Origin of the sequence: Nocardioides sp., from assembly GCF_047607185.1 — a bacterium.
GTDB lineage: Bacteria > Actinomycetota > Actinomycetes > Propionibacteriales > Nocardioidaceae > Nocardioides.
In genome coordinates this window covers 1-19,510 of the sequence record NZ_JASGDQ010000139.1, presented here as the reverse complement: position 1 = coordinate 19,510, position 19,510 = coordinate 1, and the positions used below count along the sequence as shown (strand labels likewise).

22 protein-coding genes and 4 tRNA genes are annotated in these 19,510 nt (G+C 71.1%); 17 read left to right on the top strand and 9 right to left on the bottom strand.

Going from position 1 to position 19,510, the window contains the following annotated elements:
• The coding region (locus QM595_RS16490) for an SCO7613 C-terminal domain-containing membrane protein (RefSeq protein WP_415172665.1) at positions 1–2,135 on the top strand (2,135 nt) is incomplete at its 5' end.
• Between the two features lie 41 nt (positions 2,136–2,176).
• Here the strand turns inward: QM595_RS16490 and QM595_RS16485 are convergent.
• Positions 2,177–3,097, bottom strand: a complete 921-nt coding sequence (locus QM595_RS16485) for a patatin-like phospholipase family protein (RefSeq protein ID WP_415172664.1) — start codon at positions 3,095–3,097, stop codon at positions 2,177–2,179.
• A gap of 51 nt (positions 3,098–3,148) precedes the next feature.
• Between QM595_RS16485 and QM595_RS16480 the strand changes: the two genes are divergently transcribed.
• The 4 genes from QM595_RS16480 to QM595_RS16465 all read left to right on the top strand — a co-directional run bounded on the left by QM595_RS16480 (position 3,149) and on the right by QM595_RS16465 (position 6,320).
• A tRNA-Arg gene (locus QM595_RS16480) sits at positions 3,149–3,224 on the top strand.
• Between the two features lie 67 nt (positions 3,225–3,291).
• Complete coding sequence (locus QM595_RS16475) at positions 3,292–4,029, top strand: hypothetical protein (protein WP_415172663.1); 738 nt, start codon at positions 3,292–3,294, stop codon at positions 4,027–4,029.
• Between the two features lie 131 nt (positions 4,030–4,160).
• Positions 4,161–4,751: a TetR/AcrR family transcriptional regulator gene (locus QM595_RS16470; RefSeq protein ID WP_415172662.1), complete on the top strand. Its 591-nt coding sequence runs from the start codon at positions 4,161–4,163 to the stop codon at positions 4,749–4,751.
• Positions 4,752–4,892: 141 nt separating this feature from the next.
• Positions 4,893–6,320, top strand: a complete 1,428-nt coding sequence (locus tag QM595_RS16465; protein ID WP_415172661.1) for a glycoside hydrolase domain-containing protein — start codon at positions 4,893–4,895, stop codon at positions 6,318–6,320.
• 4 nt (positions 6,321–6,324) lie between these two features.
• On the opposite strand, the gene QM595_RS16460 is transcribed toward QM595_RS16465, so the two are convergent.
• Genes QM595_RS16460 through QM595_RS16450 form a run of 3 tightly spaced genes read right to left on the bottom strand, consistent with a single transcriptional unit; the run spans position 6,325 to position 7,810 of the window.
• Complete coding sequence (locus QM595_RS16460) at positions 6,325–6,600, bottom strand: transcriptional regulator (protein ID WP_415172660.1); 276 nt, start codon at positions 6,598–6,600, stop codon at positions 6,325–6,327.
• Between the two features lie 10 nt (positions 6,601–6,610).
• Positions 6,611–7,336 carry a DsbA family protein gene (locus QM595_RS16455; RefSeq protein WP_415172659.1) on the bottom strand — a complete coding sequence of 242 codons (726 nt, stop codon included), beginning with the start codon at positions 7,334–7,336 and terminating at the stop codon, positions 6,611–6,613.
• Positions 7,337–7,810, bottom strand: a complete 474-nt coding sequence (locus QM595_RS16450) for a MauE/DoxX family redox-associated membrane protein (protein WP_415172658.1) — start codon at positions 7,808–7,810, stop codon at positions 7,337–7,339.
• Between the two features lie 56 nt (positions 7,811–7,866).
• Here QM595_RS16450 and orn point away from each other — a divergent pair, with 56 nt between their 5' ends.
• The 6 genes from orn (at position 7,867) to QM595_RS16420 (ending at position 12,528) form a co-directional block, all read left to right on the top strand.
• Positions 7,867–8,490: an oligoribonuclease gene (gene orn / locus QM595_RS16445; RefSeq protein ID WP_415172657.1), complete on the top strand. Its 624-nt coding sequence runs from the start codon at positions 7,867–7,869 to the stop codon at positions 8,488–8,490.
• Between the two features lie 54 nt (positions 8,491–8,544).
• A tRNA-His gene (locus QM595_RS16440) sits at positions 8,545–8,620 on the top strand.
• A gap of 155 nt (positions 8,621–8,775) precedes the next feature.
• Positions 8,776–10,329, top strand: a complete 1,554-nt coding sequence (locus tag QM595_RS16435) for a phytoene desaturase family protein (RefSeq protein WP_415172656.1) — start codon at positions 8,776–8,778, stop codon at positions 10,327–10,329.
• 51 nt (positions 10,330–10,380) lie between these two features.
• Positions 10,381–10,453 (top strand) — tRNA-Lys (locus QM595_RS16430).
• Positions 10,454–10,688: 235 nt separating this feature from the next.
• Positions 10,689–11,951: a hypothetical protein gene (locus QM595_RS16425; protein ID WP_415172655.1), complete on the top strand. Its 1,263-nt coding sequence runs from the start codon at positions 10,689–10,691 to the stop codon at positions 11,949–11,951.
• Between the two features lies 1 nt (position 11,952).
• Entirely contained in the window at positions 11,953–12,528 is a 576-nt protein-coding gene (locus tag QM595_RS16420) for a class F sortase (protein WP_415172654.1), read from the top strand.
• Here QM595_RS16420 and QM595_RS16415 read toward each other — a convergent pair.
• Both QM595_RS16415 and QM595_RS16410 read right to left on the bottom strand, forming a co-directional pair.
• Positions 12,525–12,824, bottom strand: a complete 300-nt coding sequence (locus QM595_RS16415; RefSeq protein ID WP_415172667.1) for a GroES family chaperonin — start codon at positions 12,822–12,824, stop codon at positions 12,525–12,527. The two genes, QM595_RS16420 and QM595_RS16415, sit on opposite strands and share 4 nt — an antisense overlap.
• A gap of 47 nt (positions 12,825–12,871) precedes the next feature.
• Positions 12,872–13,126 carry a DUF3618 domain-containing protein gene (locus tag QM595_RS16410; RefSeq protein ID WP_415172653.1) on the bottom strand — a complete coding sequence of 85 codons (255 nt, stop codon included), beginning with the start codon at positions 13,124–13,126 and terminating at the stop codon, positions 12,872–12,874.
• 31 nt (positions 13,127–13,157) lie between these two features.
• On the opposite strand from QM595_RS16410, the gene bcp reads away from it, so the two are divergent.
• Genes bcp through QM595_RS16395 form a run of 3 tightly spaced genes read left to right on the top strand, consistent with a single transcriptional unit; the run spans position 13,158 to position 14,188 of the window.
• On the top strand, positions 13,158–13,634 hold the full coding sequence (bcp, locus tag QM595_RS16405; RefSeq protein WP_415172652.1) for a thioredoxin-dependent thiol peroxidase: 477 nt from the start codon (positions 13,158–13,160) through the stop codon (positions 13,632–13,634).
• Entirely contained in the window at positions 13,634–13,927 is a 294-nt protein-coding gene (locus QM595_RS16400) for an antibiotic biosynthesis monooxygenase family protein (protein WP_415172651.1), read from the top strand. The genes bcp and QM595_RS16400 overlap by 1 nt, the downstream gene beginning before the upstream one ends.
• Positions 13,928–13,957: 30 nt before the next feature.
• Complete coding sequence (locus tag QM595_RS16395; RefSeq protein ID WP_415172650.1) at positions 13,958–14,188, top strand: hypothetical protein; 231 nt, start codon at positions 13,958–13,960, stop codon at positions 14,186–14,188.
• Positions 14,189–14,265: 77 nt separating this feature from the next.
• Here the strand turns inward: QM595_RS16395 and QM595_RS16390 are convergent.
• Both QM595_RS16390 and QM595_RS16385 read right to left on the bottom strand, forming a co-directional pair.
• Positions 14,266–14,346: transfer RNA gene (locus QM595_RS16390), tRNA-Leu, on the bottom strand.
• Between the two features lie 27 nt (positions 14,347–14,373).
• A complete protein-coding gene (locus tag QM595_RS16385) occupies positions 14,374–14,886 on the bottom strand; it encodes an HNH endonuclease signature motif containing protein (RefSeq protein ID WP_415172649.1) in 513 nt (170 codons plus the stop codon).
• A 95-nt stretch (positions 14,887–14,981) separates the two neighbouring features.
• Here QM595_RS16385 and QM595_RS16380 point away from each other — a divergent pair, with 95 nt between their 5' ends.
• Positions 14,982–15,599, top strand: coding sequence for a Maf family protein (locus tag QM595_RS16380; RefSeq protein ID WP_415172648.1), 618 nt, complete (start codon positions 14,982–14,984; stop codon positions 15,597–15,599).
• A gap of 118 nt (positions 15,600–15,717) precedes the next feature.
• Here the strand turns inward: QM595_RS16380 and QM595_RS16375 are convergent, their stop codons facing one another.
• Positions 15,718–16,899 carry an acyl-CoA dehydrogenase family protein gene (locus tag QM595_RS16375; RefSeq protein ID WP_415172647.1) on the bottom strand — a complete coding sequence of 394 codons (1,182 nt, stop codon included), beginning with the start codon at positions 16,897–16,899 and terminating at the stop codon, positions 15,718–15,720.
• Between the two features lie 139 nt (positions 16,900–17,038).
• Here QM595_RS16375 and QM595_RS16370 point away from each other — a divergent pair, with 139 nt between their 5' ends.
• Both QM595_RS16370 and QM595_RS16365 read left to right on the top strand, forming a co-directional pair.
• Complete coding sequence (locus QM595_RS16370) at positions 17,039–18,808, top strand: acetyl/propionyl/methylcrotonyl-CoA carboxylase subunit alpha (RefSeq protein WP_415172666.1); 1,770 nt, start codon at positions 17,039–17,041, stop codon at positions 18,806–18,808.
• The coding region (locus tag QM595_RS16365) for a hypothetical protein (RefSeq protein WP_415172646.1) at positions 18,777–19,510 on the top strand (734 nt) is incomplete at its 3' end. The genes QM595_RS16370 and QM595_RS16365, both read left to right, overlap by 32 nt.

Here is a 19,510-nt window from a genome sequence, read left to right as displayed (position 1 = left end):
TCGCCGCGCTCCCCGGCGGCGTCCGGGTCGCCGCCGGGGTGGTCGCCGCCTGGCTGCTCGGCCTGGCCGCGACGGCCTGGGCGCTGGGCAGCGTGGCGGCGGGCTCGCTGGTGCTGGCCCTGGCCGCCGGGCTGGCGGCGATCGGCGCGGTGCTGTCGCGCTCGGTCGTCGGGACCGGGATCGCCCGCTGGGTGGCGCTGACCACGGCCGGCCTCGCCACGGGGATCGGGACGCTGTGGCTGCTGGGCCTGGCCGCCCGGGTGGCCGAGGCGCTCGCCGACGCCCGGAGCGGCACTGGCGGCTGGGACGCTCGCTATCTGGTCGGCGACCTGCGGCCCGACCTGGCTCCCGCCGTCGTACCGCTGGCGGTGGTCGCGATCCTCGCCACCCTGGCGGCCTGGCAGGTGCTCGACCGGGTCCGCCGGGTGCTCCCGACGCCGTCGATCGTCGCCGTGGCGATCGGTGCGCTGGCACCGCTGCTGCTCGGCTACACCGATCGTCTGCTGCTCGTCGTGGTGGCGCTCGGGGTGATCGCGCTGCTGGAGGTGGCCGCCGCCTGGCGGCTGCCCGGCCACTGGCTGCTCGCCGTCGGGGCCGCCGCGGCGACGGGGGTCGTAGCGAGCTACGACCCGGCGACGGCCACGGTGGTGGCCGCCGTGGCCGCGACGGTGGCGGTGCTGCTGCTGCGCCGGGGCCGCTCGGGCGAGGCGCTGGTGGCGGCGCTGCTGACGGCGACGCTGGTCGCGACGGCCGCCGGCTCGCTGGCCTCCTGGCTGGGCCTGAGCAGTCGTTGGGGCGGCGTCCTCACCGTCGCGGCGACGCTCGTCTCGGGCCTCACCGCGCCGGCCTGGGCCCGACGGGCGGTCGACGACGCCCGCACCCGCTGGACCTGCTACGCCGCGACGATCGTGGCCGCGCTGACCGGCCTGGCCGCCTGGGCGCGGACCGCCGACGAGGCCGGAGCGCTGATCACGCTGGTCGCGGCGGCCGCCTGCCTGGTCGCGCTCCGCGAGCGAGCACCGGTCGTCGCGCTCGGCGTCACGGTGGTGTACGCCGTCAGCTGGCTCGGCCTCGGCAGCCCGGTCGGACAACCGCCGGAGACCTATGCCGTGGCGGCGGGGCTAATGGTGCTGCTGTACGGCGACTGGCAGTTGCGCCGCGACCGGCTGGCCTTCCTGACGGCCTACGGCCCCGGCGTCGCCGTCGGCCTGGTCCCCTCGACCGCGGTGGCGCTCTACGACGGTGCCTCGGCCCGGGGGCTGGTCGTGGCGGTGCTGTGGACGGTGGTGGTCGTCCTCGTGCTCCGGCTCGGGTCCGGCGTACCCGCCCTCGTCGCGGCGCTGGCCGGCGCGGTGCCGCCGACGGTCACGCTGGCGATCGGCGCGGACCTGGCCGGCCTCGACCGACCGTGGGTGGGCACGGTGTCGCTGGCCGGGATGCTGACCTTCACCGTCAGTGGCGTCGTGCTGGGCTGGGCTCGGGCGATCCTCGGCCGGGAGCGATGGCTCGGGTACGGCGGCGCGCTGGTGGTCGGCGGTCTGCTGGTCGGCTGGGGCGCGACGACCGAGTCCTGGCTGGCCGTCGACCTGACCGTCCTCGCTGCCGCCACGGCGGTGGTCGCGATCCACGAGCGCGACCGCTGGATCGCCGCGCTGGGCTCGGCGCTCGGCCTGGTGGCACTGTGGGTGCGGCTGCACGAGACCGATGTCGACGTGCCCGAGGCCTACACGCTGCCACTCGCCGCGGTGGTGCTGGCCTTCGGGGCCTGGACGATGTGGCGCGCGCCCGGCCGCCGGAGCCTCCCGACGATCGGTCCCGGGCTGATGCTCGGTCTGGTGCCCTCGTTCGTGCTGACGCTGCGCGACCCCTACACGGTGCGTGGGCTGCTGGTCGGCCTCGCCTGTCTGGCGCTGGTGGTCCTCGGCGCCTGGCGGCGGTGGCAGGCGCCGTTCGTGCTCGGCGCGGTGCTGGGCGTGACCATGGTGGTGCTCGGCATCGGTCCCTATCTCCGTCACGTCCCACCGACCTGGCTGGTGATCCTGGCCGGCGCCGTACTGCTGGCGGCCGGCATCAACTGGGAGCGACTGGCCCGCACCGGCCGCCGGTCCTGGTCCCACGTCGCCGAGCTGCGCTAGTGCGGTGGATCCGAGTCAGCCGGTGACTCCGATCCACCGCACTAGAGCCCGGCGTCGTCGAGCGCCTTGGCGGTCAGCTCGCGACCGAGCTCGATGACCTCCCTCGCCCGGTGGAAGTCGAGGGTGCGGGCCGCGTCGACGGGGACCGTCACGAGCACGTCGGGTGGGTTTCCGGCCAGCCGGTAGCGGGCGATCATCTCCTGCATCGCGTCCCAGGACAGGGTCATGACGTCGGCGATGCGCAGGTCGGGCTGTGGCCTGCTCTCCTCGGCCTTCGGGGTGGTTGCCTCGCCGCCGACCCCCAGCTTGTCGCGCAGCCGGCGGAACACCGTCGAGCCGCTCTCGTCGGCGGTCACGTCGGCGGAGTCCTCCACCACCGGGGCGTGCGTCTCGCGCTGCACCCGCCGGCCCTGCAGCGAGACGGCCACGGTGAAGTCCGCGGGCGCTGCCGCCGTCGGGTCCATCGGCAGCGGGTTGAGCAGCCCGCCGTCGACCAAGACCCGGCCGTTCCACATCACCGGGACGAAGACGCCGGGGATGCCGATGGAGGCGCGGATCGCCTTGACCAACGGCCCCCGCTGGAACCACACCTCGCGGTGCGACTCCAGGTCGGTCGCCACCGCGGTGAACGGGATCGGCAACTCCTCGATGAGCTGCTCCCCCAGCAGACTCTCGAGCTCCTCCACCACACCCTCGGCATTGAACGCTCCGCCGGCGCGCCACTTGGGGTCGAGCAGCCGGATCACGTCACGCTGCCGCAGCCCGGACGCCCAGGTGGCGAAGTCCTCCTCCTTGCCCGCCGCGACCAGTCCACCGACCAGGGCACCCATCGAGGTGCCCGCCACCGAGACGACCTCGTGGCCCCGCTCCCGAATCTCGCGTACGGCGCCCAGATGGGCGTAGCCCCGGGCTCCGCCCGCCCCCAGCGCCAGCGCCACCCGCTTCCCGCTCGTCTTCGCCATGCCTCATGCTTACCAACCCGGCCCGGCGATACGTCACAATGGTCCGGCCCAGCCCTCGTAGCTCAATGGATAGAGCATCCGGTTTCTACCCGGCTGGTTGCGGGTTCGACTCCTGCCGAGGGCGCCAGCAAATATCTCGACGTTTAGCTGACTCACCAGCGGGTAGGGGGACTGGGCATCTAACGCCTAACCTCATGGGGGATCCCTTGCGTCACATTCGCTCGCTCGCCGCCACGGCCGCTGTGGCACTGGTCGCCGCCGGCTCCACGATGGGCCTGGCCGGCACCGCCGGTGCCGCCGCCTCACCGAAGGCGGTGACAGTGGTGGTCACGCCGTCTGAATACTCCAGCACCGACTACGGCTCCAGCACCTCGTTCTCGGTGGACGTCGTCGAGGCGGCCAACCCCGCCACGAGCGTGCTGCGGGGCACCGTCACGGTCTACAAGCGCTACGCCGGCTCCACCGACTGGGTGAGCGTCAGCACCAGCACCTACGCGGGCACCTACTTCTACGAGGAGAACACCGAGTCCGCCGAATACAAGGTCACCTACAGCGGCTACACCGCCACGAGCAGCTACCAGAGCTCCTACCAGGCGGCCGAGTCGGCGCCGGTGACGGTCAACGTCACCCGGGGCACGAAGTACATCGAGATCAACTCGAAGAAGGCCTGCCTCCAGGTCGGCCCGCTCTCGGCGCCGTACAAGAACAAGCCCGTCACCACCTACTACAAGGCGGGCAAGAGCAAGAAGTGGAAGCTCGCCTACTCCTACAAGACCGACAAGAAGAGCCGCTACTGCTTCAAGGTGAAGAAGTACACCAAGCAGACCAAGAAGGTCAGCAAGAAGGGCCCGAAGCTGAAGGCCACCAAGACCGTCTACGTCAAGTCCGGCGGCATGGGCAAGTACGCCGACGTCTACACCTTCAGCAGCTGAATCGACCCGCTCGTCGCGTCATCCATGCGGCGGGGCACGCCACTCTCGTGGCTGCCCCGCCGCTGTGGTCTCCATCACGAACTCGGCCGACATAGGGCACTCACTGTCAATCGGCTGTGATAATCGAACGCATGGCTCCCTCTTCCGCGCACTCCTCGACCCGCAGCCGCGGCCGTCCAGTCGAGATCGACAAGGGGCAGGTCGCGCGGGTTGCGCTCGATCTCTTCGAGGCGCGTGGCTACGAGGCGGTGAGCGCCGCCGAGATCGCCGAGGCGTCCGGCATCAGCCGCCGCAGCCTCTTCCGCTACTTCCCGACGAAGGCAGACCTGGTCTGGGACCGGTTCGCCGACTCCGTCGACGTCCTGACCGCCTCGCTCTCGGCGGCGGCCGAGGAGGACCCCGTCAAGGCGGTGATGAGCGCGATGGCGAGGGTCGCCGACGCGACCCCCATCCTCGACATCACCCGCGCCCGGCTGCGGATCATCGCCAGGACTCCGACGCTGGTCGCCTTCGGGATGAGCCGGCTCAGCGAACAGGCCGACATCTCGACCCACTACCTGGCCGAGCGCGGCCTGGACCCACTTCGCGCGCTGGTGATCGGCAACGCCGTCACCGCGACCACGTTCAGCGGCTACCTCCACTGGGCGCTCACCTCCGGCGACGAGAGCCCGGCGGAGACCGTCCGGCAGGCGCTGGCCGCGCTCGCCGGGATCGGCGGCTGACAGCGGCGCGCCTCCCCGTCGACGGCCCGGTCAAGCACTAGGAAGGTGACCAGGCCGCGCGGGGTATGAGCTCGCGCGGCCTCGATGTCCCCGGCCCGCATCGACCGGCGGCCCACCGGACATGCCCTAGAGTCGGGCAGCATGTCACGTCTCGGAAGCCTCGCCGCCGTACTCGCTGCCGCGCTCGCCGCCGGGCTCTGCGCGCCGACGTACGCCGCGGCCACGCCGACGCCCGCGCCGGGCCACCATCTGATGATGGACGCCGCCTCGGCGCCGACCCTCGCCTCGATGGCGAAGTGGCAGGCCAGCTCTCCCTATTCGGCGATCGGCGTCTATGTCCCTGTCGCCGCCGGCACCGACAACCGGTGGGACAAGGAGCAGACCTACCTGACCGCCGACTGGGTCACCGCGGTGCGGGCCGGCGGCTGGCAGGTGCTGCCGATCTACGTCGGGCTGCAGGCACCCTCCAACTGCGGCCACATCAACCTGAAGATGAGCAAGAAGGCCACCGTCGCCCGATCGCAGGGCAGCCATGCGGCGGCGTACGCCGCGGCGGCGGTCTACGACCTCGGCATCCCGGTCTCCGCGCCGGTCGTCTACGACCTGGAGGCCTACGACAGCGGCATCGCCAGCTGCACGAAGGCGGTACAGGCCTTCCTCGCCGGCTGGACGACCACGCTGCACCGGCTCGGTCGGCTCTCCGGCGTCTACGGCTCCCGCTCCTCGACGATGACCGACCTGACCGCGGCAGCCGCCGACCCGTCGTACCCCTCCCCCGACGTGATCTGGGAGGCCACCGACAGCGGCCAGGCCAATACCGACTTCCAGATCCCCGCGACGGGCTGGGAGGGCCGGCGCGCCAACCAGTTCGCGCTCGGCGTCACCCGCACCTACGCCGGCGTCACCATCGAGGTCGACGAGAGCGCGGTGCAGGACACCTTCTGGCAGCTGTCGCCGCCGGACGGGACCGCGCCCCGGTTGACGGCACCCGCACCCGCCCTGGCCACCAAGAAGCGGTCGGCGAGGATCCGCTGGCGGCACGCCGACGCCTCCGGCATCGACCACTACGAGGTGCGGGTGCGGCACGCCAGGCCCGGCAAGGGCTTCGGCCACTGGACCCGGCCGAAGGAGCTGCGCCACACCAAGAAGACCAAGATGTCGTTCGAGCTGGACCCCGGCGAGCGCTGGTGCGTCTCGGTCCGGGCCACCGACAAGGTCGGCAACACCTCCGCGTGGGTGGACCGTTGCGTCGCCCGGTTCACCGACCAGACCAAGCTGCGGGCCGACAAGTCGTGGCGCAAGGTGCGCGGCTCCTATCTCGGCAGCGCGGTCAAGGCCACCAAGCCGGGCGCCACGCTGCGCGGCGGCAAGGTCGCCGGCTCCCGGGTCGGCGTACTCGTGCACGGCCACGGCACGCTGGCGGTCATCGTCGGCGGCCATCAGGTCGGCACGATCAGCGCCGGCGGCGGTGTGCGGGTGCTGTCGCTGCCGTCGACGGTGCGCGGCAGGCTCACGCTGCGTACCCTCACCCAGGGCTCCTACAAGGTCGACGGCTTCGCCGTGGTCTGACCGGTCACGCCGCGAGGACGCGCAGGATCAGCCAGTAGACCACCGTCGGGATGACCAGCGCGACCGCCAGCCAGGGCGTCAGCACCGGGCGCCGGTTGATCAGCCGCACCGCGACGATCGCCAGCAGGCCGAACAGCACCGACATCACGAACAGGCCCTGGCGTGCCCCGCCCGCGGTGCCTCCAGTCGCGCCGAGCGCGGCCACGGCCGTCGCGTGGAGCAGCACCACCGAGCACACCAGCGAGGAGAGGACGTATCGCCTGACCCGCTCGACCTGCACGCAGCCGAGACTACGAGACCGCCGAGATCAGGTTGTCGGCGAGGTCGTCCACGCTGCGGTAGTCGGTGAAGGTCGAGCCGTCGAGGAGCACGGTGGGCGTGGACTGTACGCCGGCCGCGGCCGCGTCGGCGGTCGCGGTGTCGGCCCAGTCCTTGCCGGCATCGAGCGCGCCGCGGACCGCCGACTCGTCGGCACCGGCCTGGACCGCCGTGGCGATGATGTCGTCCTGGCTGGGGTAGGGACCCTTCTCGCTGGGCTGGTCGGCGTAGAGCAGGTCGTGGAACTCCTTGGTGACGGTGTCGTCGCCGAGCGACCTGACGGCGCCGAAGACCTGCAGCGCCAGCGGCGAGTAGTCGAGGTCGAGCAGTTGGAACGGGCGGTACTCCACCCGCACCAAGCCATCGTCGGCCAGCTCCTGGAGCTTCTCGTGGCTGGCCTTCTCGAGCTCACCGCAGAACGGGCAGATGAAGTCCTCGTAGATCACGATCGTGTGCGGCGCGTCGGCCGGGCCGATCGCCACGCCCACCGTGCCGGTGGTGCTGCCGTTGCTGGAGACGCTCGGGTCCGGGTCCTTGTGGTTGAGCTTGCCGAGCAGCGCCCCGCCCGCCACGATCGCGATCATCACCAGCACCACGCCGACCACCGAGACGACGGTGCGGCGCCGCTCGCGGCGCCGCTGCTCGGCCAGTGCCGCGGCGGCACGCTCGGCACGCTCCTGGGCTGACGCTTTGGACATCTACGCTCCTGCTTCGGTCGGGGTCCGGCGGAACAACAGTCGGTCCAGACCCAGCCGGGAGTTCCCGACCCAGACGATAAATCCCGAGAGCAGCAGCAGTCCGGTGTCGCGGGCGATCTCCCAGGGGTACTTCGACGCGGCGTCCGGGTCGTAACCGCCACCGCCGAAGCAGCCGCAGTCGATCTCCAGGCCCCGCGCCCACGCCGAGGCGATGCCGATGATGAAAGCGAGGAACAACAGTGCCGACACCACCGCCGCGCCGCGGGTGAGCAGGCCGAGGATCAGCGCCGCCCCGATCACCACCTCCAGCGTCGGCAGCGCGTAGCCGACCGTCTCGGCCACCTGGCCGGGCAGCAACTGGTAGGCGCGCACCGCCATCACCGCGCCGTCCGGGTCGGTGATCTTGGCCGCGCCGGCCCATATCCACACCCCGCCGGTCACCAGTCTGGCGACGAGCGCGAGCCACTCCTTCACGGCCCCTACCGTAGTTCCGGCATCTGAACCCGCGCTGAGAAGTTAAGGTGACCGGCGTGACTGCGAACGACCGCCTCGTCTGGATCGACTGCGAGATGACCGGGCTCTCCGTGGAGGCCGACGCCCTGGTCGAGGTGGCAGCGCTCGTCACCGACTTCGACCTGCAGGTGCTCGGCGAGGGCGTGGACGTCATCATCAAGCCGCCGGCCGCGGCACTGGCCCAGATGGACGACTTCGTGCGCGACATGCACACCAAGTCGGGGCTGCTGGCCGAGCTCGACGGCGGGGTCAGCCTCGCCGAGGCCGAGCAGACCGTGCTCGACTACATCAGAGCGCACTGTCCGGCCGACGCCCGGCCGCCGCTGGCCGGCAACACCATCGGCACCGACCGCTCCTTCCTGGCTCGCGACATGAAGGAGCTGGAGGGCTTCCTGCACTACCGGGTCGTCGACGTCTCCTCGATCAAGGAGTTGTCGCGGAGGTGGTTCCCCCGGGCCTACTTCCAGGCCCCGGCCAAGCGCGGCAACCACCGGGCCTTGGCCGACATCCAGGAGTCGATCGAGGAGCTGCGCTACTACCGAGAGGCGGTCTTCGTGACGTCACCAGGCCCGGACAGCGACACCGCCCGCGAGATCGCCGCTCGACACGGCGGCTCCGTGACCGGCAATTCTCAGGTGTGAGTCGCGTTCCCCTATGATTCACTCTCGGTCCGGGCAACCATTGTCCGGCCCATGGCGGGCGTAGCTCAGCTGGTAGAGCACCTGGTTGTGGTCCAGGTGGTCGCGGGTTCAAGTCCCGTCGCTCGCCCCAGCACAGTGGCCCCGTCGAGCCCCGCTCGGCGGGGCTTCTGCTCCCCACCCTTCCGCGGATGTGGGTCTCCCCGACCGGCGGGTATGTCTCACAACGCCGCGAGGTGCGTGCCCAGGTGCCGCGATAGCTGCGAATTAGCCGTAGCCTGTGGCCACATGAGGGAGTACGACGTCGTCGTGGTCGGCGGCGGCCACAACGGCCTGACCGCGGCCGCCTACCTGGCCCGGGCCGGGCTCTCCGTCGCGGTGCTGGAGCGGCTTGACCACGTCGGTGGCGCGGCGGTCTCCACGACCGCCTTCACCGGCGTGCCGACCCGGCTCTCGCGCTACTCCTATCTCGTCTCGCTGCTGCCGGACTCGATCGTCACCGACCTCGGACTCGACTTGAGGCTCGCGTCCCGGTCGACCGCGTCGTACACGCCGGTGATCCGCGACGGCGTGCCCGGCGGGCTGCTGGTGGAGCGCCCCGAAGGTCCGGCGACGGCGGCGAGCTTCCGGGCGCTGACCGGCTCCGAGGAGGAGCACGACGCCTGGCGGGCGTTCTACGGCGAGGTGGCGGCGTTCGCCGAGGTCCTGGCGCCCACGCTGACCCAACCGCTCCCCACCGACGCCGAGATCCGTTCCCGGGTCGACCCGGGCATCTGGCGCGACCTGGTGGAGGAGCCCATCGGCCGGGCGATCGAGCGGCGGTTCAAGGACGACACGGTCCGTGGCGTGGTCGCCACCGACGCGCTGATCGGCACCTTCGCCAGCACCCACGACCCGTCGCTGATCCAGAACCGCTGCTTCCTCTACCACCTGATCGGGAACGGCACGGGCGAGTGGCGAGTCCCGGTCGGCGGCATGGGCGCCGTCACCGACGCGCTCACCCGGGCCGCCGTCGAGGCCGGCGCCGAGATCGTCGCTCGCGCCGGGGTGAGCGCGATCCGGCCATGGGCCGACGGCGCCGAGGTGGACTACCACGACGGATCGAGCACCCACACCGTCCAGGCCGGGTTCGTGCTGGCCGGCGTGGCGCCGTGGGTGCTGCGGATCCTGCTCGGCGAGGGCGAGGACCCGGACACCAAGCCGGTCGGCTCGCAGTTGAAGATCAACTTCCTGCTCACCCGGCTGCCCCGACTGAAGTCGGGTGTCGACCCGGCGGTGGCCTTCGCCGGCACGCTGCACCTGTCCGAGGGCTATGCCGACCTCGCCGCCGCCTACGCCGCCGCGGTCGCCGGCCGCTACCCCGCCCGGCTGCCGGGCGAGGTCTACTGCCACTCGCTGACCGACCCCTCGATCCTGGGCGAGGTCCCGCCCGGGACTCACACCCTGACCTACTTCGGCCTGCACACTCCCGCCACGCTCTTCGACGGCGCCCGGTCGAAGGCCGAGCTGACGCTGCGCGCGATCGCCTCGCTCGACGAGCACCTGGCCGAGCCGCTCTCGGCCGTCATCGCCCGCGACACCGAGGGGCGGCCCTGCGTGGAGATCAAGTCGCCGCAGGACATCGAGGCAGAGGTCGCCATGCCCGGCGGCCACATCTTCCACGGCGACCTGGAGTGGCCGTGGGCGCCCGCCCACGCCGACCTGACGGCGCCGGCGACCCGCTGGGGCGTGGCGACCGACTCCGAGCGTGTACTGATCTGCGGCTCCGGTGCCCGCCGAGGCGGCGCGGTGTCCGGCCTGGGCGGCCACAATGCCGCCCAGGCAGTCCTGGAGCTGCGCTGATTTCATGTCGGGCGGCCAGCGCTGGTAATGTCTTTCTTCGCCGCAAGACATGCGCCATTAGCTCAATTGGCAGAGCAGCTGACTCTTAATCAGCGGGTTGTAGGTTCAAGTCCTACATGGCGTACCGACCGAGGGCCCCTGATCTGCAGCGATGCAGTCAGGGGCCCGTTGTCGTGCAACTCCGCCGTACCGGAGGCGCCTCTCTGGGAAATGTTTGAGTGGTGACGTACGCCGTCCCGCCGGGCCGCTGGCCGGAGAGGAACCTCGCGGTCGCGAGCGCGGAGGGCTGATCCGTAACCCCACCGTTCCTGGCCCGTTGAGGAAGTGACCGTGATCACGCCGGGAAGGCCAGGCAGCTTGTGAACCACCGCACCATCGTCCGCACCGGCGCCGCGGCCACGGCCGCAGCGCTCGTCATGGTCGCCACCGGGCCCGCACTCGCCGCCGACCCCGTCGCCCAGGCCTCGGCCACCGCTCTGAGGATCGGCGTGGCCGGGCAGGGCGCCGACACCGGCTCCTACACGGTGACCAACGACGGCACCGCCGAGACCGCGTCGGGCAGCAACTCCCCCGCGCTGCCCGTCCTCAACGGCGCCACCCTGGCCAACCTGGGCACCCTCGCGCAGGACGCCGCCACCACCGTCTCCGGCGGGCAGGGCAGCGCGGCAGCCTGCTCCGGCGTCGCCGGCGAGGGCGCCACGCTCGCCCAGGTCGGCAGCGGCACCTCCTGCCTGACCGGCGGCCAGACGATCACCCTCGACGCCGGCCAGGTCGACTTCAGCAAGGTGCAACTGCTGCCGGCCTCGATCACCCAGGGCATCGACACCCAGATCGCCCAGCAGCTCTCCGGGCTCGTCACGCCCGTCGTCACCGAGGTGCTCGGCGCGTTCGGCAACCCCGGGCTCTACGCCGACCTCGGCGCCGTCCAGTCGGCCTGCACCGCCGACGCCGACGGTGCCCGAGGCTCCGCCAATATCGCCGACTCCTCGATCTATGCCCAGGTCCCCGGCGTCGGCCGCGTCGACCTGGTCTCGCTGCCGGTCGACCCGGCCCCCAACACCCATGTCGTCACCGACCTGAGCAAGGTCATCGACGCGCTGCAGGCCGGCATCGACTCCCAGCTCGACACCGCGCTCGGCGGCTCCGACGGACCGCTGGCGGCGCTCACCGGCCCGCTCGGCCTCGGCATCGACACGGTGCTCGACCAGGTGAAGGCCAATGTCACCGACACGCTGGGCTCCCAGCTCGAGCCGCTGCAGGACAACGTCCTCGACATCGTCCTCAACAAGCAGACCACCCCGTCGGCCGACGCGATCGAGGTCACCGCACTCGACCTGCACCTGCTCCCCGCCGCGCGTCAGTTCATCGACGCCGACCTGCTCAGCCTCACCATCGGCACCTCCAAGTGCGGCCCGCTCGGCCGCGTCGCCGCAGCGGCCACGTCGACGGCACCGCAGCCGGCCGTCCACACCACGCCACGTCAGGCGGTGCCGACCGTGGTGAGGTCGGGCACGGACTCGCTGGAGTCGGCCCCGTCGCCGCTGGCGCTCACCGGCCTGGCCGCGCTGGTGCTGGCCGGTGTCGCCGCCGGGGTGTGGGGCTTCCGTCGCGGCCTTCGCTGAGATGGGCTACCTCACCGCCGCCGTCGCCGGGCTGCGGCTGCTCGTCGGGGTGCTGGCCGGCGGCGCGGTGATCGGGTCGCTCGTCGTGCCCGGCGGCGCGGCCGCACCGGCGTACGGCACGCTGAGTCCCGCGACGCCGTACCAGATCTCGTTGCCGGCCCTCGAGGTCACCGCGCCGGTGGTGCCGATCGCGCTCGCCGCCGACCAGTCCCTCGACCCGCCGCGCGACTACCACCAGGTCGGCTGGTGGGACACCAGCGCCAAGCCGGGTGCCCGGCACGGGCAGACCGTGATCACCGGTCACACCCTGCACACCGGCGGCGCCAGCATGAACGAGCTCGGCCGGCTGACCCGCGGCGACCTGGTCGACGTGAGGACCAAGCGCGGCACGATGAGGTACGCCGTGCAGCAGGTGAAGGTGCTGAGCCGGGCCCGGCTCGCCGAGGAGTCGCGAGCGCTGTTCGGGCAGGACCGTGGCCGTGGCCGGCTGGTGCTGGTGACCTGCACCGACTGGAACGGCTCGTTCTACGAGAGCAATGTCGTCGTCCTGGCCAAGCCGCTGGGGTCGCCGGTCTAGAGATAGAGGCCGGTCGCCTCGTCGGCCACCCGGTCGGCCGCGACGGCGTGCACGTCCCGCTCCCGCATCAGCACGTAGACCTCGCCGGCGACCTCGACCTCGGCCTTGTCGTCGGCGTCGAAGAGCACCCGGTCGCCGACCTGGACGGTGCGGGCGTGCGGACCGACCGCGACGACCCGGGACCAGGAGAGCCGCCGGGCGCTCAGCGCAGCCGTCGCCGGGATGACGATGCCCCCGGCCGAGCGCCGCTCGCCGGCGTCGGTGTCCAGCTCCACCAGGATGCGGTCGTGGAGCATCTTGATGGGGGTCCTGCTGTCGGTCACTCCACCAGTCACCTGCTTGGTCACCGGGCGAGCTTGCGGAGCAGCGCGAACGCGGTCACGACGCCCGCCACCACGCCGACGGTCTTGAGGATGTTGTCCACCCGGGGCTGCCCGGTCGCGGAGTCGACGTAGGTCGCCTTCACGGCCGCGATCTGGCGGTTCGCGATGGTCTTGGGGCTCGAGCGGTGGAGCAGCTGGTCGATGGTGCCGGCGAGGCGCTCGCGGGTCTCCTCGATCTCGCGCTCCAGGCTGGACTGACGGTCGGCTGCGCTCATGGAGGTGAGGCTATCAAGTAGGTTTCGGACCATGACTCGCCCCGGAAATCAACTGAGCATCGGTGACACCGCCCCTGCCTTCACGCTCACCTCGGACACCGGTGCGTCGGTGTCGCTCTCGGACTTCGCGGGGAAGAAGGTGATCGTCTACTTCTACCCCGCCGCGATGACGCCCGGCTGCACCAAGCAGGCCTGCGACTTCACCGACTCACTGGACTCCCTGCAGGCGTCGGGCTACGAGGTGGTCGGCATCTCGCCGGACTCCCCCGCGAAGCTGGCGAAGTTCCGCGAGCGCGACTCGCTGACCATCACGCTGCTCTCCGACCCGTCGAAGTCGGTGCTGACCGGATGGGGCGCGTTCGGTGAGAAGAAGCTCTACGGCAAGGTCGTCGAGGGTGTCATCCGGTCCACCTTCGTGGTCTCCGAGGACGGCAAGATCGAGTACGCCGCCTACAACGTCAAGGCGACCGGCCACGTCGCCAAGCTTCGCAAGGACTTGGGAATCTGATGATCCTGGAACACGCCCTGCTTCCCGTCGCCCCCGGCCAGGAGTCCGCCTTCGAGGCCGCCCTGGCCTCGGCGCTGCCCATCATCCGACGCCAGCCCGGCTGCCTCTCGGCCTCGGTCTCGCGGTGCGTGGAGGAGCCGTCGCTGTACCTGCTGCAGGCGGAGTGGGAGTCGCTCGAGGCGCACGACCCGGGCTTCCGCTCGTCGGCGGACTATCAGGAGTGGAAGGCGCTCCTCCACCACTTCTACGACCCGTCGCCCACGGTCCGCCACTTCGCCCCGATCACCGGCTGAGCACTTCTCCACAGGCCCGGATCGGGGCGGGTGCTGCGCGCCGAGGTCGGCGGCCTGCGTGCCGAGATGCTCGGCGAGCTCGGCGGCCTACGCGGCGAGATGCTCGGTGAGCTCGGCGGCCTGCGCGGAGAGGTGCGCGGTGAGCTCGGTGCGCTGCGCGGCGAGATGCAGGCGATGGAGGCCCGGCTCAACGCGAAGATCGACGTGCTCGACAAGGACATCTCGGTGGTGGTGCGTCGGGTGTTCCCCGACGAGCCGTGACGCCGCAACCCGGACAAGTGGTCACTTCTGCCGCCGGATTCGCCGATCCGGGGGCAGAAGTGACCACTCTCGCTGCGTGCCGGAGGCGGGAGTTGAACCCGCACGCCCTTGGGCACGGCATCCTAAGTGCCGCGTGTCTGCCATTCCACCACTCCGGCTGAGCGGTCCAAGTCTAGAGGTCGAGCTCAGACCGACACGGGCGACCGGAGCCGGGTGTAGGCGCCAGAATATCTGCCACGACTCAGCCCGCTGAAGTTCGCCGTCTGGCTATGGCAATTGGGGCAGAGGAAACGCAGATTGCTGGCAAGGTTGTTGTGGAAGTCGCCGTCGACGTGATCGACATGCAACCGCAGCGGGCGGTCCTGCCAGGAATCACCCACACCACATTCGGCACAGCGATACGGCCTGCCGATCTCGAGGAGCGCCCTACGGAGCATGTGCGGCTTCTCTCGACCCGAACCTGGCACACGTCGTACGAGGATCTGCTCAGGCCGAAGACGCCTACGGCGCGAGCCGTTCTGGCCATGAGGCCGAAAGTGTGACGTGTCGATCTCCAGCTTCTTGATCATCCGGCTGATGTGTGCATGTGTCCCACCTGCCTGGGCGAGGCCAAGGTGGCGTAGGACGCCGGCGATCGAGTAGTTGAGCGCGACTGCCTCACTCAGCATCTCCAAGGTGTACTTGCGGTGGGCAGCCATGACTCGACACTAGGCTCAGCCGCCGACATCTCCCGTTGCGAAGATGCCCGACTCGACCGGCGGATCCTCCGGCGTACTTGGCATACTTGGCGACCATGACGGTGCTCGTGCTGGCCTCCCAGTCCCCCGCCCGGCTCAAGACGCTGCGAGAGGCTGGGATCGAGCCGGTGGTGATCGTCAGCGGGGTGAACGAGGAGCAGCTGGCCGGGCTGGGGCCGGCGGAGCTGGCCGCGCAGTTGGCGGTCCTCAAGGCGAGCGCCGTGGCGCGCCGGGGCGACCTGCCGGCGGCCGCGCTGGTGCTGGGCTGCGACTCGGTGCTGGAGCTCGATTCCCCTGGGTTCGAGCAGCGTGCGCTGGGCAAGCCGGGCACCGCTGAGGAGGCCACCAGCCGGTGGCGGAGTATGCGCGGCCGGAGCGGAACGCTGGTCACCGGCCACTGTCTGATCGACACCGCGACGGGAGAGCAGGTCAGCGAGGCGGCGTACACGACCGTTCACTTCGCGGAGCTCGACGACGCCGAGATCGACGCCTATGTCGCCACCGGGGAGCCGCTGCAGGTGGCCGGGGCGTTCACGATCGACGGCCGGGGCGGGGCCTATGTCACCGGGGTCGATGGCGATCACCACAACGTCGTCGGGGTCAGCCTGCCACTGCTCCGGGACCTGGTCAGGCGGCTCGGCCACCAGTGGCACGAGCTGTGGGTCAGACCCTGACCGACTCCGAGGCCTCGTCGGGGTCGTCGTAGACCTCCGGCGGGTGCCCTGACATCAGGCGCAGCGGGCGGTGGAAGAAGATGACGAAGGCGGCCAGGGTCGCGATCCCGGGGCGCGCTCACTCGACCGGCAGGCCGAGACCGCGGGCAATCAGCATCCGCTGCACCTCCGAGGTGCCCTCGCCGATCTCGAGGATCTTGGCATCGCGGTAGAACCGGGCGACGGGGTACTCCTCCATGAAGCCGTAGCCGCCGAAGACCTGGGTCGCGATCCGGGTGGCGCTCACCGCCGCCTCCGAGGTGTAGAGCTTGGCCACCGCCGCGGCCTGCTTGAACTCCGCAGTCGTCGCGCCCCGCCCACTTCTCTGGCTGTCTTTCAACGCGGCGGCCTGGTAGGTCAGCAGTCGTCCCGCCCGGGCCATCACCTCCAGGTCGGCGATCTGGAAGGCGACGCCCTGCTTGCGGCCGATCGGGCCGCCGAAGGTCTGCCGCACTCCGGCGTACTCCACACACATGTCGAGGCAGGCCTGCACGCAGCCGACCGCGAGCGCGGCGATCGCCACCCGGCCGTCGTCGAGGGTGGCGAGGAACTGCGCATAGCCCCGGCCCCGCTCCCCCAAGAGATGGTCGGCAGGCACGTGTACGTCGACGAACGAGAGCGGGTGGGTGTCCGAGGCGTGCCAGCCGAGCTTGTCGTACGGCGTCTCAGCGACGAACCCCGGCGTGCCGGCCGGCACCATGATCGCGCTGATCTCCGGCCTGCCGTCGGGCCGGGTGCCGGTGCGCGCGGTGACGGTGACGACCGAGGTGATCGACGAGCCGGAGTTGGTGATGAACTGCTTGGCGCCGTCGATGACCCACTCCTCGTCGACCAGCTCGGCGCGAGTGCGGGTGGCCGAGGCGTCGGAGCCGGCGCCGGGCTCGGTGAGCCCGAAGCCCGCGAGCGCGCGGCCCGCGACCAGGTCCGGCAGCCAGCGCTCCTTCTGTGCCGTGGTGCCGTAGGTCAGGATCGGGTTGATCCCGAGACCGACCGCCGCCTCCAGGGTGATGCCGACGGACTGGTCTACCCGACCCAGCTCCTCGATGGCGACGCAGAGCGAGGTGAAGTCGCCGCCGGCGCCGCCGTACTCCTCGGGGGCGGTGAGCCCGAAGAGCCCGAGCTCGCCCATCGACGCGACCACCTCCACCGGGAAGTGGTGCTCTCGGTCCCAGCGGGCGGCATATGGCACGACCTCGGCCCGGGCGAAGTCCCGCACCACTCGTCGGAACTCCTCGTGCTCAGATGACAACTCATAGCTCATGCGCGACCTCGCTTCGCTCACTCATACACCCAGGTTAGCGTTCATTAACCTCATGACGTTAGTCACACAGCAGTCCGGGGAGGTCACCCCCTAGACTCAGACGGCCAAGTCTGAGGAGGAGTTCGAGTTGAGCAAGCCGCTGTCCAAGGTCCTGATCGCGAATCGCGGCGAGATCGCCGTCAGAGTCATTCGCGCCGCCAAGGACGCCGGCATCGGCAGCGTCGCCGTCTACGCCGAGCCCGACGCCGGCGCGCTGCACGTGCGACTGGCCGACGAGGCCTACTCGCTGGGCGGCGCCACTCCGGCCGAGAGCTACCTCAGCATCGAGAAGATCATCGACATCGCGCGCCGCTCCGGCGCCGACAGCGTGCACCCCGGCTACGGCTTCCTGGCCGAGAACGCCGACTTCGCCCAGGCGGTCATCGACGCCGGGCTGACCTGGATCGGCCCCTCGCCGGCGGCCATCGAGGCGCTGGGCGACAAGGCGAAGGCCAAGCACATCGCACAGCAGGCCAACGCCCCGCTCGCCCCCGGCACCAAGGACCCGGTCGAGGACGCCTCGCAGATCGTGGCCTTCGCCGAGGCCAACGGACTGCCGGTCGCCATCAAGGCGGTCTTCGGCGGCGGCGGGCGCGGCCTGAAGGTGGCCCGCACCCTGGAGGAGATCCCCGAGCTCTACGAGTCGGCGGTCCGCGAGGCGGTCACCGCCTTCGGCCGCGGCGAGTGCCTGGTCGAGAAGTTCCTGGAGAAGCCGCGCCACGTCGAGACCCAGTGCCTGGCCGACTCCCACGGCAACGTGGTGGTGGTCTCCACCCGCGACTGCTCGCTGCAGCGTCGTCACCAGAAGCTGGTCGAGGAGGCGCCCGCGCCGTTCCTCACCGACGACCAGCGCCAGCGGCTCTACGAGTCCTCCAAGGCGATCCTGCGCGAGGCGGGCTACGTCGGCGCCGGCACCTGCGAGTTCCTGGTCGCCAAGGACGGCACCATCTCCTTCCTCGAGGTCAACACCCGGCTCCAGGTCGAGCACTGTGTCTCCGAGGAGGTCACCGGCATCGACCTGGTGCGCGAGATGTTCCGTATCGCCGCCGGCGAGGAGCTCGGGTACGACGACCCCGAGATCCGCGGCCACTCCATCGAGTTCCGCATCAACGCCGAGGACGGCGGCCGCAACTTCTTCCCCGCCCCCGGCACCCTGACCGAGTGGGCGCCGCCGCAGGGCCCGGGCGTCCGCGTCGACGGCGGCTACGAGAAGGGCGAGACGATCCCCGGGTCGTTCGACTCCCTGATCGCCAAGCTGATCGTCACCGGCCGCGACCGGACCCAGGCGCTGGAGCGCGCCCGCCGCGCGCTGGCCGAGTTCAAGGTCGACGGGATGCCGACCGTGATCCCGTTCCACCAGCTGGTCGTCTCCGACCCGGCCTTCGTCGGCGACGGCACCAAGTTCGACGTCTACACCACCTGGATCGAGACCGACTTCGACAACACCATCGAGCCGTACAGCGGGGCTGGGTCGGACCTGGGGGCGAGCGAGGCCGAGGAGACCGGCGAGAGGCAGACGGTGGTCGTCGAGGTCGGCGGCAAGCGGATCGAGGTCGTCATCCCCGCCGGATTGGGTGGCCTCTCCGCTGGAGCTCCCGCAGCGGGCGCCAAGCCCAAGAAGCGGGCCGCCAAGAAGGCCGGCGCTGCCGCCTCCGGCGACGCCGTCACCTCCCCGATGCAGGGCACCATCGTCAAGATCGCCGTCGAGGAGGGCCAGCAGGTCGCCGAGGGCGACGTCATCGTGGTCCTCGAGGCGATGAAGATGGAGCAGCCGCTCAAGGCCCACAAGGCCGGCACCGTCACCGGCCTCTCCGCCACCGTCGGCGAGACCGTCTCGAATGGCGCGGTCATCGCCGAGATCAAGGACTGAGCCAGCCTCGGACCTGCCACCCGTACCCGACACGGTCGACGCGCTCGCCGACGCGCTGCGCGCCGACCACGTGGTCGTGTCCCGGGCTGTGGGCTCCGGGGCGGCGCAGAGCAGCTACGACCGGATCAGCGCCCTGGTCGCGCAACTCCCCTTCCCGGCGTACGTCGCCCTGGTGCCCAGGCCCACCGACATGTCCAGTGGCCTCGACGACGGCCGGGACCTCGCCCGCGCGTTGGCACGCCGCATCGGCGAGCCCGGTCTCTACGTGGTCGACACCGGCTCCTCGGTCGCCGACGCGCTGATCACCGTGCCGGAGATCGACGACACGCTCTTCTTTCTCACCCTGCACAGCAACCAGGACGCCATCGAGGCCGCCGGCGGGGCGGCCCTCGAGCCGGGCGTGTGGGCCGAGGCGGCGCTCGCCACGGCGCTCGAGCCGATCCCCGAGCCGGAGAACGGCGAATACCCGGCCAACCTCGACCCGACCACGATCGCCGAGCTGGCCGAGCGCAACGACGCGCTGGTGTTGCCGGAGCGGATCTCCACCCTGAGCGAGAGCGCCGCGCCCTGGAGCCGTGGTGGCCGGATCGTGCTCTTCGTCGCGCTGTTCAGCGGCGTCGGCCTGGCGGTGCGGCAGTGCGTCGCCGGCTGGCCGCTGTGGCGCCGTCGGCGCGGCGCCCGCCCGGAGCCGGCGCGGTCGGT